Here is a 13462-nt window from a genome sequence, read left to right as displayed (position 1 = left end):
ATTACAGACTATAACTGTCATCTGGTTTTTGTAGCACTTCGTCCTGCATTTCTGCCAGCAGGCGATCGCTGTCGATCATCACAGATTTACCTTGTCTGTATTCTATAGCGATATAATCAATCCAGGCAATAACGGATTTCTGCGGAACGTGAGCCAATAGCCAAAGAAGTACTTTGCGATCAATCTCATCGAGTTTGAAGAACTCCAGTTTTTCGGTTTCCATGAGCCAAATACGTGTAACGGTTGTTCAATTTACTACTAACAATTTTATAATCAAGGCGTTTTGCCTCTGTATTGGTAAAATCAGCAGCATACGTTTGTTTGTATTTACATGTTATACCATTTCTCACGTAACGGTAACCTGTTTCTGTATACCGCCCTTACCAAATATATTTCTATAAATATAAAAATTAGTATAGGCTCTCATGGTACTTTCAATTTCGCTCAGCGTCCTTAGTTTTGTTATATGGTTGAACTCCGAAATATAGGTATAGCAAAAGCAGGCAAACGACTGTTAGAAAATTTTAGCTGGACCATCAATGAAAATGAGCATTGGGTGTTATCGGGCACGAACGGCAGCGGTAAAACTTTACTGCTCGAATTGCTGGCCGGAAGTATACATCCTGTGCAGGGAGAAATAACCTGCGATTTTATACACGGCACTACGTGGGATGAACGGTATGCGGAGCGCAAACAAAAAATACTCTATATACCGGCTCACGCCATTCAAGCTTTTTTGCAGCACCACGAATTGTTTTACCAGCAACGCTATTATTCTATTGGTGACGAACGTATTCCGTTGGTGCGTGACCTGTTTGGTGAAGACGTGAAGAGACTGCATATACTCGATTTTCCGGCAAGCTTTAACATCGATCAGTTACTGAACCTGGAAGTAACACGACTGTCTAACGGACAACTGAAGAAAGTACTGATCCTGAAAAGCCTGGTACATGCTTTACCAAAACTTTTATTACTTGATTATCCCTTTGAAGGATTGGACTATCGGAGTCGTGAAGACCTGATCACATTCCTGGATCATCTGGCAGAAGCATACGCGATCAATATTGTTCTCGCAGATCATGAACATCATCTGCCATCGGTAATAAACAGAAGGCTTGTTCTGAATGAGGGGAGGATACAAGCCATAGAATCTGTACAACAGAAACACGAAACACCAACGCCTCCGGTACAGCAGCCATCAAAAGGAAATGGTATACCCGTAGTAGAAATGAAAGATGTTACCATTCGCTATGGTGAACGCGATATACTCCGTGATCTCAACTGGAAGATACATCGCGGAGAGCGCTGGGCACTTACGGGAAGAAACGGTTCCGGTAAAACAACTTTGTTCAGTCTTATCTATGCCGATCATCCCATGGCCTATAGTCAGCAGGTATATTTGTTTGGCAAGCGCAGAGGAACAGGAGAGTCGATCTGGGATGTGAAGCGAAGAATAAATTACCTCGGGCCGGAGTTATCGAGCTATCTTAACCCACAGTATATAACGATGTCGGCCAGAGAATATATACTCGGGCAAAATCGCGGATTATCGCTTCAAAAATTAAACGCTATAGTCGATTATTTTGAAGCCGGTGTATTCATAGAGAAACCTGTAAAACATTTATCGTCCGGGCAGTTACAGTTGATGCTGATCATTCACGGACTTGTGTCGGATAAGGAGTTGCTGTTATTGGACGAGCCGTTTCAATTTCTGGACACGCGCACCAAAGAGCGTGTCAATGATTATCTGCAGGAGCATCTTCACCCGGAAACAACGCTTGTATTGATCACGCATTACGAACGCGATATAGCGCGTTGGACGCGGCACAGGCTTCATATCGGAGGGTAATACAGCCGAACTTTTCATAGATTATTTGCGTACTTATTGCAGATTGATATATTCGCATCTTTCGATGTTAACATGGCACTTAGCGCAAAACAGATAGAAAAGATATCCAAGGCATTAGGCGATACACACCGCTTGAAGATCCTTCAGCATATTTCAAAAAAAGGCGGATGCGGGCATTGCTCGCAGATACAGGAAGAAAGTGACCTGGCACAACCTTCAGTAAGCCACCACCTGAAGGTTTTAACTGAAGCAGGACTGATTGAGACCGAAAAAGAGGGCAGAAATCATAAGTATATTCTGAATGAAAAAGTTTTAAAGGAATATACAGCCTGCATTAATCAGTTAAAGTTCGTCTGACCGAAATTTTTTTTGGGAAAATATATTGAAGAATTTCAATGTATCGATGAACTAAAAAGAAACGTTTCGCCTTTTAGCAATACGAAGCCTGCAACCACAGGCTCTTTTTTCGAGAGTATATATTGAAACATTTAAATGTATTAATTAACCACATTTTCACCCATGAGTACTAAAGTCGCTTTTACCGCTTACAAACTGGGAGAGGCCTCCCTGGATAATCGCATTGTAATGGCTCCGATGACACGCCTTCGTGCGATTAACAATGTACCCAACGAATTAATAGCCCATTACTATGGACAGCGCGCTGCAGCAGGCTTGATCATTTCCGAAGGTGTATCGCCTTCGCCAAATGGTTTAGGTTATGCACGCATGCCCGGCTTGTTTTCAGAAGAACAAGTAAAAGGCTGGAAGCTGGTAACAGATGCCGTTCATAAAAAAGGCGGTAAGATATTCGCACAATTGATGCACGCTGGCCGTATAGGGCACCCGTTGAATTTACCGAAAGGTGCAAAATTAGTAGCCCCTTCAGCTATAGCGGCTGCCGGTGAAATGTGGACAGACCAGGAAGGTAAAAAAGAGCACCCTGTTCCGCAGGCCCTGTCGCTCCAAGAGTTGGAAGAAACAAAAAATGAATTTATACAAGCTGCGCGCAACGCGATCGCGGCCGGTTTTGATGGCATCGAATTGCATAGTGCCAATGGATATTTGTTAGAGCAATTCATTTCACCATTCTCTAACAAGCGCACGGATAATTATGGCGGAAGCATCGAGAACAGAACGCGTTTTGTATTGGAAGTCGCTACTGCAGCAGCACAGGCTATAGGTCGCGATAAAGTGGGCATCCGGTTATCTCCATACGGTATATATAACGATATGCCACATTATGATGAGATCGATGCTACCTATACTTACCTGGCGGAAAAGTTGAATGACATAGGCGTGGTATATATACACCTGGTAGATCATAGTGGAATGGGAGCACCGGAAGTACCCCTGAGCATCAAGAAAGCGATACGCGATAAATTTAAAAATACACTGATACTCAGCGGAGGCTATACATTAGCGCGCGCAGAAGAAGATCTGGCCGCACAATTTGCTGACCTGGTAGCTTTTGGTAAACCTTTCATCAGCAATCCTGATTTGGTAGAGCGCTTGCGTAAAAATTTGCCACTCAACATCAAGCTGGATGTAAGCACATTTTATTCTGCAGAGGCCAAAGGTCTTATCGATTATCCGGTGTTTGAAGAAGAAAGTGTAAATGCATAATTCAACACTATAAATACATTTGTTATGTCGAAAGTCAAATCAATAGCGGTTGTTGCCGCACGTGTAGTACTCGGATTAATTTACTTTGTATTCGGACTGAATTTCTTCCTGAACTTCTTATCCATGCCGCAGCCTACGCTGAGTGCTTCTGCACAGGCGTATGTAACCGGGCTGTTTCAATCGGGCTTTTTCTTCCCCATGTTAAAAGGTATTGAAGTTGTGTTAGGAGCTTTATTACTGGTTGGTGCACTTGTGCCACTCTCACTGGTAATTCTTATGCCCATCTCTTTAAATATATTGTTGTATCATACAATACTGGCACCAGAGGGCGCGCCCATGGGAATTGTGATCTTCGCAGTTCACCTCTTTTTGGCGTGGGCATATCGTGATGCATACAAGCCGTTGTTCAAAGTAAAGACTGCGGCCAGTCTCTAGGTAAACACTTCAACTATATATATACAGGCACCGCTTGAGTAAAATCAGGCGGTGCCTCACCCTTTTTAGTCCCGCGGTGTTGCCGTGATAACTTCGCCTGCAGAAAAACAAAATCTTTTTAAAAACTCCTGACATAGGGCTGTCAGACATACTACGTTGCTTTGTTTCAACAAATCCAACTGTCGTATGCAAACCATTTGTCAACAAATCGAAATTAACTGGCCGGTAAAAGCATTGTTCAACTATGTATCAGACATCAGTAACAACGCTGCGTGGCAAAAGCAGGTAGCCGAAACGGTATGGTTGGGCGATGAACGAAATATTTCGGGAGCCCGATTCAGAGAAGTAATGAAAGATTCTGGCAACGATGAACATGCTTTATGTCAGATCACCGAGTTTGTTCCTTATCAAAAGCGATCGGTACGCACACAAAACCAGTCCTTTAGTTCCACCAGTATATTTGAGTTTGAACCGCGTGAGCAGGGAACAGTAATGAAGCTGACAGTGCAGGTACATAGCGATGTTGTTAATGGACCTGCAGAGCCTTTTGAGGCCATGAAGTTTTTACACGAGCGTGCGCGCGATCTTTTTCGTCTGAAAGAAATTCTGGAGCTCGAAGATTGAAATTCTTTTTTACTGCTGACACAGGGCTGTCAGGCATCGATCGTTGATTTACATACGAAACAACAAACCCTCGTCTTATGAAAATCCAGGAAGTAAAACCTATCAACTTTCTTTTCTTCAGAACAGAAACACGGGTGCATGAACTCGTGAATTTTTTACCGATCGGGCAAAAGCTTTTTCGCGAAGCCGTGCAGCAACAGCTTGCTATTACCGGCCCTGTACACTGGCACTACTTCGGATTTACGGGCGATGAACAAAAAACTTTTACGTTGGAGATTGCTTTGCCGGTGGCCGATGTATCGCGCGATTACGATGGCGAGTTTCACTTCAAGCGAACCGAACCATTTCGTTGTGCTTCTATTACACATGAAGGTGAGTGGTCGAAGATGCCGGTAAGCTATAGCAAGTTAATGGCGTTTATTGCCGGGCATAAGCTTACGCCGAATGCCATCAGCCGGGAGATCTACGTGAATGCCGATTTCCTGCATCCGGAAGCCAACGTGGTAGAGATACAGGTTGGCGTACAATAATTATATATACTATAGATCATTTGAAATAGATTTTAACGTGAACAAAAACACCATGAGAAAGATAATTATACTGATCGGCATCCTGGTGGCGATTACCGGGATGTTTATTGCATACTCATCGCAAGGACATGCGCAGCGTATTATACATGTACGACACGAAGCTCATTCTGCAGCAATGTTACCTGTAATCATATATACTATACATCGTTTCAAATGAAAAAGAACGATTAGCCTGGTCAGATAAAATCTGCTTCTCAAGCATAGGAGGTAAACTGGGTAACCGGTAACGCTTCGTGTTGAAGAGCTTGACTAGATCGAGAAAAATCAGGACAGTAAACATTTTCGGATCACAACCAAAGGCGAAAAACAATTTATAAAATTAGTGTTGATCTAACCGATCTATAAATATATGCGCAAAGTTATTTTAGGAGTAGCTGTAAGTCTGGATGGATTGATTGAAGGTCCGAATGGCGAATATGATTGGTGTTTTACCGATCAGGATTATGGTATGGATGCTTTTATGCAACGCATCGATGCGATCTTCTATGGTCGCAAAAGTTATGAAGTGGCGGGGAGTTACATTTTCCCTTCTAAAAAAGTCTATATATTTTCAAATACGTTAAACCACGCTCCTGCCGGAACCGAACTTGTGCAAGGCGATGGTATAGAAGAAGCGAAGAAGATCTTGCAACAACCGGGTAAAGATATATGGCTGTTTGGCGGAGCAAGTCTTACTGCGGCATTTCTCAACGCGAATCTTATAGATGAGATATGGTTATCCATTCATCCGATTATACTGGGCCAAGGCAAACCGTTGTTTGAGCACATCAAAGAACGCAAGCATTTTACTCTTTGTGAAACAAAACAGTACAACACGGGTTTGGTGTCCGTACGGTATAAGCGAAAATAAATATACCTATATATAGCCGATACCATTTTTTGAATTGGGCTATCAGGGTTACTTTAGCAGTCTACTAAACGTACTACACCCATGAGCCAGCACGAAGACCTGATCCGCCAGTTTTATACCGCTTTTCAGAATCGCGATTATGCTACCATGCAGCAATGCTATCATCCGCAGGCAACGTTTCAGGATCCCGTCTTTCAACATCTTAACGCACAACAGGTAAAAGGTATGTGGCAAATGTTGCTCACATCTGCAAAAGATTTGCGTGCTTCATTTTCAGATATTCAAGTGAAGGGAGATAGCGGCACGTGTCGTTGGGAAGCCTGGTATACATTTTCGAAAACCGGCCGGCCGGTACATAATATCATTCAGGCGACATTCGAGTTTAAAGATGGCAAGATATACCGTCATCACGATGCATTCAATCTCTGGCGATGGTCGCGACAAGCGCTGGGTGTTTCCGGTTTGTTACTGGGGTGGAGCCCGATGGTGCGCAACACGATTCGAAAGAGTGCCACCTATAGCCTGAGTAAATTTATGTCAGGCGAAAAATAACAGTTGATTTCTGACTGCGGACTGTGCGTGTGGGAGGGGCGTTGTTGTATTTGCAGGTATTCTACTGTCAAGCCATCCTTTTGTTCTACCTTTGCAATATGGAGCTGGGCGAAAAAGTAAAAGCGGTAGAAGAAGTTTTTGAAAAGCTTGATCAGGAGATTGCATCATTTCAATCCTGGTCGAACCTGCATTGTGCCTGGGGCTGTGGCAAGTGCTGCTATAAGGCCGACATTGAAGCTACCATTCTTGAGTTTCTTCCTTTTGCTCATTACCTCTATCAGCAAGGACTGGCTGATGATTGGTTCGAGCGTCTTCGTAAAGATGATTCTTCGCTTTGTCTTATTCTCAATCCAACACAGGCAGGAGCCGGGTTATGTTCGGAGTATAAACATCGCGGACTTATCTGTCGGTTGTTTGGCTATTCGGCACGTACCAACAAGTACGGAAGATCAGAACTTGTAACCTGTCAGATCATCAAAACTGAGCAGGCTGAAAATTATCAGCGCACAGCAGAACGGATCGAAGCAGGAGAGAGTTTACCAGTTATGAGTCATTATTATATGCAACTTCACGCGATAGACTTTGAACTGGCACGGGATTTTTTCCCGATCAACGAGGCTATTAAACGAGCGATAGAAGTTATATTGCATTACTATGCGTACCGATCGTAGCATATTGACTATAAGAAGTTTCGCGGTTATTATGCTGGTTCTTTATACCACCATACTGATTGCCCAGCCATCGGACTCATCCAGTTCTAAACCTTTTCAACATTACTGGACGAAGCAACGCTTTGTTCCAAAGATTGGCGTAGGTATGCAAGATCGCGCCTTCGTTGAAGTCGGTTTATATTGGCAGAATATATACAAACATCCATTAAGTCTTGCATCCAAAGGCCCCTATACTACAGTAGATATATTTGTAGATGACAGTAACTTATTACTGGGCCCCAAGCTCGGCTATGAATTTACGGCAGGTATATTTGGTGTGGCAGCCGATGTAACATATTTCATCGATCATAATTACAACAGTGAAGGAGCTAACCGGCAATCATTAGTGTTCACGCCTAAAGTCGGGCTTACCATTCTTGGCTTTGCCGACATATTTTACGGATACCAGGTGCCCATCTCCAATACAGAGATAACTTCGCTCTATCGAAATCGCTTTTCATTGGTATTCAACTTAAACCGCGATTATTTCAACCTGAAAGAAGCTCCCAGAAAATAGTTACTCGAACAAAACGCTGGCAATAACTTTTTTGAATATACCTTTCTCTACAAATGTGATCTTGGGAAACTGAAATACAGTAGAGCTTTGTGATGTGTGCTCGGATGTTTGCATGCGGAATAATGTGAACACCACGATAAGCGCCACAACGATACCAACGAAGAGGGTAAACTCACGATATGTAAAGCGTCTTTTCATCACGGTTCGGTTCTTTGCCAATGACATGCCAGCATCAAAATCCCTGTTTTTGGTCTGATTCTTGGTTTTGACTGCTATAGAATGTTCGGTTGTGAACATAACGCATGGGTGTTTTCGTACAGAGATTACCCGCTTAACCCGAAAAGGTTACTACCAGTCGCCTATAAAAGATAAACGGTAAACGATGTGACCTCTTTTATGGCTAGATTTGTTTATTGAGAAAGTTATAGCGCTGATAGAAGAAGAGTTACGCAGCGTGAATGGATAATTAAATACGTATCGCATGAAAAGAATATGGATGATGGCTGCAGCCGTGGTTGGTATCATAACCATTACCTCTATGACATTGATCGGTCAGTCGGGGCATGCCGCAGAAGAAGCTCCGGTGCATTGGATGACCTTTGAGCAAGCGCTTCAAAAATCGAAGACTACCAAGCGCCCGATCTTTATAGATGTATATACCGATTGGTGTGGCTGGTGCAAGGTGATGGATAAAAATACCTTTAGTGATCCGAAGGTGGCCCAGTTACTGAATGAAAAATTCTACGCGGTAAAATTCAATGGAGAGCAACATGAAGATGTAGTATTCAACGGCACCACGTTCAAATTTGTGGCGAGTGGTCGCAGCGGATATCATCAGCTAGCGGCAGCGTTGTTGAATAACCAGATGAGTTATCCGACAGTGGTTTTCCTCGATGAAGAGTTTAGAATGATTCAACCACTCCCGGGCTACCGGCAGGCGCCTGAGTTTCACATGATTGCCCAATTCATTGGTGAAGGGCACTATAAAAATACGAAGTGGGAAGACTGGCAGAGTAAATACAAATCGCCTTTCTGAGAGGGGGGGACAGCAGTCAACACGCTATGAAATAAAAAAGCCTCGATGCAGCAGCATCAAGGCTTTATATTTTTATAGCGATTGATCTGCATTAATCTTTCTTCTGTTCCTTTTTTGTCTTGAGGAAGTCGATGTAGCCAAGAGCAGTAGCAAAACCTACCAAAACTGCTACGATCGCGATGAAAATATTAGCTCCGTCTCCTATAAACTGTTGAAACATGGTTGTAATTGTTTAACGGCAACAAAGGTATATGTTGCACCCTAACCGTGAAAGGATTTGTTTGTAAAAATTAATCATCAAAAAACACGATGAAGCAAGAGGCAAAAGCAGAATATACAACTGCTTAATAGGGGCATGCAAACGATAACGGCCTATCTGTTCAACTAGGATTTTCTTCTGATCTTTTTCTTGCTAAAATAAAAATTCAACGCACCGAGTATAATTAGTCCGCCAAGAATAAAAAGCACGATAAACAAACGGCTGTTTCTCAACTCTAATTGCGTGATCTCGTCTTGCTGCTTGAGCAGATCATACTCCTTTTCTTTCTGCTGAAACTCCATGATCATTTCCATCTGTGCTATGTTGCGTGTGCTCTCTTCGCCATAGATCTTTTCACGCACATCATCATACTTGGCAAACGACTCGTAAGCTTCTTTCCACTTTCCCTGGTTGGCGTAATTCTCTGCACTGGTTTTGTAAATGGCTGGTTGGAAGGAATATGCCTGCAACTCTTCGCATAGCAAGAGAGCTTCGTCCAGATATACCTGTGCAGGCTTCGGTTGTTTGGCTTTGGTATAGGTAATGCCCAGGTTTACTAGGATGTTAAGGGCCCCGAGTTTGTTGTTGTTTTTACGTTCGAGGTCAAGCGCCTTCTCATACTGTTCAACAGCACGCTGATAATTATTCTGACGGAAATATAGGTTTCCCATATTCATCAACGGGTCAGCGTATAGCGTTCCTTTCTTCTCGGCCAGTTGATAGGCCTGAGAGAAATAACTCATTGCCTTTTCGTATAGCTGGATCTCACTATGCAAGTTACCGAGGTTGTTCATCGAGCGAATGATCTTGTCTTCATCCTTCATCTCCACAAACAAGGCATACGACTCTTCGAGGTACTTCATCGCCTGGCCAAAGTCTTTCTTCATCGAGTATATAGTCGCGATGTTGTTCTTGGTTGTAGCAATGCCTTCTTTATTATTGAGCGATTCATATATACGAAGTGATCGGAGATAATACTCCAGCGCTTTATCCAACGCACCTTGTGTTTTATAGGCTATACCTAAATTATTATAGGCAGCAGCAAGTCCTTTTTTATCGCCTACCTCCGTGGCGAGGTTGAGTGCTTCTCGTGCAAAGCCAACAGCTTTGGCAGGATCATTCTCATGGAACTTCCGGAAGAGCTCATTCAGTGCTTTAACCTTGTATTGATTTTTAGCAGTGTCAAGAGAGGATTGAAGACTATCGGCCTGGGTCCATCCGCGCAGCGGGAGGATAGCACAGAGCAGTAACAGGCAGAGCGTTTTCTGGGTCATAATAGTAGCAATAGCAGCGATAAAAATAAGAAATATTTGGGAGTGAGCGTGCATTCCTGCCATTAACGTAAATGTTATTCGACAGGTGATTAGCTTTGTTGATCTTGTCTTAATAACCTGATAACGCTATGAAACATCTTTACCTTCTCTTTCTCTTACTGATCGGTATACATGCCGCCAGCCATGCACAGAAGTTAACCCCCGAGGAACAGGCTGTAAAGCAGGTGATAGCCAATCTCTTCCTCGGCATGGAGAGGGGCGATAGTGCCCTGGTACATGCTGCCTTTACCCATGAAATTACCCTGGCTACCATAGCCCGCGATAAAGCCGGCAACCCGGTACTGCACCGCGAATCTTCACTCGATGGATTTCTGAAAGCAGTAGGCACTCCGCACAAAGAAGTATGGTACGAAGAAATATGGAATCTCAAGATCCAGATCGATGGCGATTTTGCACAAGCCTGGTGCGACTATGCATTTTATCTCGATAAAACATTTAGCCATTGCGGGGTGGACGCTTTCCACCTGCACAAAGGCAAAGACGGCTGGAAGATATTTCACCTGGCAGATACCAGAAGAAAAACAGGATGCGAGGTGCCCAAAGCTATCGATAATAAACATAAGTAACTGCGTTGCTATTGCTACACCGGTGGCATGGTATATCTTTTTAGTCGTTTGTCTGTTTAACATGCAAAGCTATATACATGGCGCTACTGGAATTTACTGACCGCGGCATATACTGCCCGCAGGCAAATGTATACCTCGACCCGTGGAAGCCGGTAGATCGTGCGCTCATCACACATGGTCATTCCGATCATGCAAGTTGGGGGCATAAAAATTACCTGTGTACTTCTTCGGCAGCACCGGTTATCCGGCATCGGCTAAAATTGGATACGATCGAAACGGTGGAGTATGGCAAGCCGGTATATATACAAGGCGTTCAATTCTCCTTTCATCCGGCCGGACATATACCCGGCTCGGCACAGATACGCGTAGAGTATAAAGATGAAGTATGGGTTTTTACCGGTGATTATAAATTAGAACCGGATGGAATCTCCGAACCATTTGAACCGGTAAAGTGTCACACATTTATTACTGAATCAACTTTCGGTTTGCCGGTATATAACTGGCGACCGCAGCAGGAAATCTTTGAGGATATCAATGCCTGGTGGCGCGAGAACCAGCAGGAGGGAAGAGTATCGGTATTGGCAGGCTATACCTTAGGGAAAAGTCAGCGACTGTTGAAGAATATAGATGCATCCATTGGCAAGATTGTAGTGCATGGAGCGGTAGATGCTATAAATCAGATTATGATTCAACAAGGTATAGCATTACCGGAAACACACCGGGTAACAAAGGAAAGTAAAAAGCAGGATTTTGAAGGAGCTCTGGTGATATGTCCGCCATCTGCAGTAGGCTCACCGTGGATACGCAGGTTTCTGCCATACTCGTTAGGTATCGCTTCCGGTTGGATGAGTCTTCGCGGTGCACGCAGAAGAAGAGGTGCCGACAGAGGATTTGCTCTCTCGGACCATGTCGATTGGAGAAGTCTTAACACAGCCGTAAAAGAGACTGGTGCCGAAAGAGTATATGTAACGCATGGCTACGCTGAAATTTTTTCGCATTGGCTGAATGAGAATGGTACAGAAGCGCATCCGGTAAAAACTACCTACGAGGGCGAACTTGGTGAGATGGTGGAAGGTGCCGATAAAACATCCCCCGAAGAAGCTGCTACATCACTCGAAAACCCGGAGTTATGAGTATATACCTGTTGCATACTCATACTCGTTGTGCTGAAATTTGCTTTCTGCGTATAGCCCTGCCGGTATGAAAAACTTTGCACAGCTTTTTACTGATCTCGATCGCACTACCAAAACACTTGGCAAAATCAAAGCGTTGGTAGAGTACTTTCAGAAAGTATCCGATCAGGACAAGTTGTGGTCAATCGCATTGCTGTCACATCGCAGACCGAAGCGAACTATTAATACAACTTTATTGGGAACATGGGCTTCGGAGTTATCGGGCTTTCCTCCGTGGTTATTTTTAGAATCGTATGCAGTGGTGGGCGACCTCGCTGAGACAATAACATTATTGCTTCCGCAGCCGCAGGAAGTATCGGATGAATCGCTTACATACTGGATCGACTTCATCCGTGCACTCGAACCTTTAACCATTGAAGAGAAAAAAGAAAAAATACTTTGGGCATGGAATCGTCTTGATCATACTGAGCGCTTTGTATTTAATAAACTTATTACCGGAGGTTTTAGGATGGGCGTATCGCAGCAACTGATGGTAAAAGCATTGGCAAAGCATACCGGCACACGCGAAAATGTAGTAGCGCATAAACTGATGGGTAACTGGTTGCCCGATACAGGAAGTTTTGAAGAGTTACTCTTGTCACAGGAGCAGAAAGATATATCCAAACCGTATCCGTTTTACCTGGCTTATGCATTGGAAGACGATGTGAATACTTTGGGCAGTCCGGACGAGTGGTATGCCGAACATAAATGGGATGGTATACGCGGGCAGATCATTGTGCGCGACCGGCAGTTGTTTGTGTGGTCGCGCGGAGAAGAACTTGTTACCGATAAATATCCCGAGTTTACTACCGTACTGGAATTACTTCCGGATGGTACGGTGATCGATGGCGAGATCTTGCCCTATAAAGATGATCATCCGTTATCGTTCAATCATCTGCAAACCCGCATCGGCAGAAAAACGCTGAGTGCAAAATTGCTCAAGGATGTACCGGTATCTTTTGTAACGTACGACATACTCGAGTGGCAGGGCGAGGATATACGCCATTGGAATATGCGGGAGAGACGAAAGAAAATAGAAGAGCTATGTACGAATCCTCATCCTGTACTGCGCCTTTCACCATTGGTATATTTTAATACCTGGCAACAACTGGCTGAAGAGCGCTCGCGTGCACGCGATCTGTTTAGCGAAGGCATTATGCTAAAGCGAAAAGATTCTGCTTATCGCAATGGCAGGCGCAGAGGTGATTGGTGGAAATGGAAGATCGATCCGTTTACCGTAGATGCTGTAATGATCTACGCCATGCATGGTGCCGGACGAAGAGCTAATTTATATACCGACTATACATTTGCTGTGTGGGATGGCGATCAACTCGTGCCATTCACA

General features: G+C 43.9%; 19 protein-coding genes. 15 read left to right on the top strand and 4 right to left on the bottom strand.

All coding sequences use genetic code 11. The features are described 5' to 3' along the window. Nucleotide 1 precedes the first annotated feature (1 nt). Complete coding sequence (locus VIN08_RS28415) at nt 2-223, bottom strand: hypothetical protein (protein ID WP_331973119.1); 222 nt, start codon at nt 221-223, stop codon at nt 2-4. Nucleotides 224-466: 243 nt separating this feature from the next. Here VIN08_RS28415 and VIN08_RS28410 point away from each other — a divergent pair, with 243 nt between their 5' ends. From VIN08_RS28410 to VIN08_RS28360, 11 genes are all read left to right on the top strand, one after another. Further along, nucleotides 467-1849: an ATP-binding cassette domain-containing protein gene (locus VIN08_RS28410; RefSeq protein ID WP_331973117.1), complete on the top strand. Its 1383-nt coding sequence runs from the start codon at nt 467-469 to the stop codon at nt 1847-1849. 72 nt (nt 1850-1921) lie between these two features. Beyond that, the gene (locus VIN08_RS28405) at nt 1922-2206 is read left to right on the top strand and encodes a metalloregulator ArsR/SmtB family transcription factor (protein WP_331973115.1); all 285 of its coding nucleotides are present in this window, start codon (nt 1922-1924) and stop codon (nt 2204-2206) included. Between the two features lie 162 nt (nt 2207-2368). Further along, complete coding sequence (locus tag VIN08_RS28400; RefSeq protein ID WP_331973113.1) at nt 2369-3472, top strand: alkene reductase; 1104 nt, start codon at nt 2369-2371, stop codon at nt 3470-3472. Between the two features lie 24 nt (nt 3473-3496). Then, nucleotides 3497-3907 carry a hypothetical protein gene (locus tag VIN08_RS28395; protein ID WP_331973111.1) on the top strand — a complete coding sequence of 137 codons (411 nt, stop codon included), beginning with the start codon at nt 3497-3499 and terminating at the stop codon, nt 3905-3907. A 186-nt stretch (nt 3908-4093) separates the two neighbouring features. Further along, nucleotides 4094-4531, top strand: coding sequence for an SRPBCC family protein (locus tag VIN08_RS28390; RefSeq protein WP_331973109.1), 438 nt, complete (start codon nt 4094-4096; stop codon nt 4529-4531). 77 nt (nt 4532-4608) lie between these two features. Beyond that, nucleotides 4609-5061, top strand: coding sequence for a GyrI-like domain-containing protein (locus VIN08_RS28385; RefSeq protein WP_331973107.1), 453 nt, complete (start codon nt 4609-4611; stop codon nt 5059-5061). 52 nt (nt 5062-5113) lie between these two features. Beyond that, nucleotides 5114-5278 carry a hypothetical protein gene (locus VIN08_RS28380; protein ID WP_331973105.1) on the top strand — a complete coding sequence of 55 codons (165 nt, stop codon included), beginning with the start codon at nt 5114-5116 and terminating at the stop codon, nt 5276-5278. Nucleotides 5279-5470: 192 nt separating this feature from the next. Beyond that, nucleotides 5471-5971 carry a dihydrofolate reductase family protein gene (locus tag VIN08_RS28375; protein WP_331973103.1) on the top strand — a complete coding sequence of 167 codons (501 nt, stop codon included), beginning with the start codon at nt 5471-5473 and terminating at the stop codon, nt 5969-5971. Between the two features lie 81 nt (nt 5972-6052). Further along, entirely contained in the window at nt 6053-6523 is a 471-nt protein-coding gene (locus tag VIN08_RS28370; RefSeq protein WP_331973101.1) for a nuclear transport factor 2 family protein, read from the top strand. Between the two features lie 98 nt (nt 6524-6621). Next, the gene (locus VIN08_RS28365; protein ID WP_331973099.1) at nt 6622-7194 is read left to right on the top strand and encodes a YkgJ family cysteine cluster protein; all 573 of its coding nucleotides are present in this window, start codon (nt 6622-6624) and stop codon (nt 7192-7194) included. Between the two features lie 31 nt (nt 7195-7225). Next, nucleotides 7226-7750, top strand: a complete 525-nt coding sequence (locus tag VIN08_RS28360; RefSeq protein ID WP_331973097.1) for a hypothetical protein — start codon at nt 7226-7228, stop codon at nt 7748-7750. Here VIN08_RS28360 and VIN08_RS28355 read toward each other — a convergent pair whose 3' ends face one another. Further along, nucleotides 7751-8047 (bottom strand): hypothetical protein, encoded by a 297-nt coding sequence (locus VIN08_RS28355; protein ID WP_331973095.1) that lies wholly within the window; start codon nt 8045-8047, stop codon nt 7751-7753. It lies immediately after the preceding gene. A 184-nt stretch (nt 8048-8231) separates the two neighbouring features. On the opposite strand from VIN08_RS28355, the gene VIN08_RS28350 reads away from it, so the two are divergent. After that, nucleotides 8232-8786 (top strand): thioredoxin family protein, encoded by a 555-nt coding sequence (locus VIN08_RS28350; protein ID WP_331973093.1) that lies wholly within the window; start codon nt 8232-8234, stop codon nt 8784-8786. Between the two features lie 91 nt (nt 8787-8877). On the opposite strand, the gene VIN08_RS28345 is transcribed toward VIN08_RS28350, so the two are convergent. Together VIN08_RS28345 and VIN08_RS28340 are read right to left on the bottom strand one after the other, a co-directional pair. Beyond that, entirely contained in the window at nt 8878-9006 is a 129-nt protein-coding gene (locus VIN08_RS28345) for a hypothetical protein (RefSeq protein ID WP_331973091.1), read from the bottom strand. Nucleotides 9007-9170: 164 nt separating this feature from the next. Beyond that, nucleotides 9171-10319 (bottom strand): tetratricopeptide repeat protein, encoded by a 1149-nt coding sequence (locus tag VIN08_RS28340; protein ID WP_331973089.1) that lies wholly within the window; start codon nt 10317-10319, stop codon nt 9171-9173. Between the two features lie 128 nt (nt 10320-10447). Between VIN08_RS28340 and VIN08_RS28335 the strand changes: the two genes are divergently transcribed. The 3 genes from VIN08_RS28335 to VIN08_RS28325 all read left to right on the top strand — a co-directional run. Continuing rightward, complete coding sequence (locus VIN08_RS28335; RefSeq protein ID WP_331973087.1) at nt 10448-10945, top strand: nuclear transport factor 2 family protein; 498 nt, start codon at nt 10448-10450, stop codon at nt 10943-10945. Nucleotides 10946-11022: 77 nt separating this feature from the next. Continuing rightward, on the top strand, nt 11023-12078 hold the full coding sequence (locus VIN08_RS28330) for a ligase-associated DNA damage response exonuclease (protein ID WP_331973085.1): 1056 nt from the start codon (nt 11023-11025) through the stop codon (nt 12076-12078). 67 nt (nt 12079-12145) lie between these two features. Beyond that, nucleotides 12146-13462, top strand: a 1317-nt coding sequence (locus VIN08_RS28325) for a cisplatin damage response ATP-dependent DNA ligase (RefSeq protein WP_331973083.1), incomplete at its 3' end; no start/stop codon positions are given.

It is taken from the genome of Ohtaekwangia sp. (genome assembly GCF_036568665.1).
GTDB lineage: Bacteria > Bacteroidota > Bacteroidia > Cytophagales > Cyclobacteriaceae > Ohtaekwangia.
This window is presented reverse-complemented; position numbering and strand designations above follow the sequence as displayed.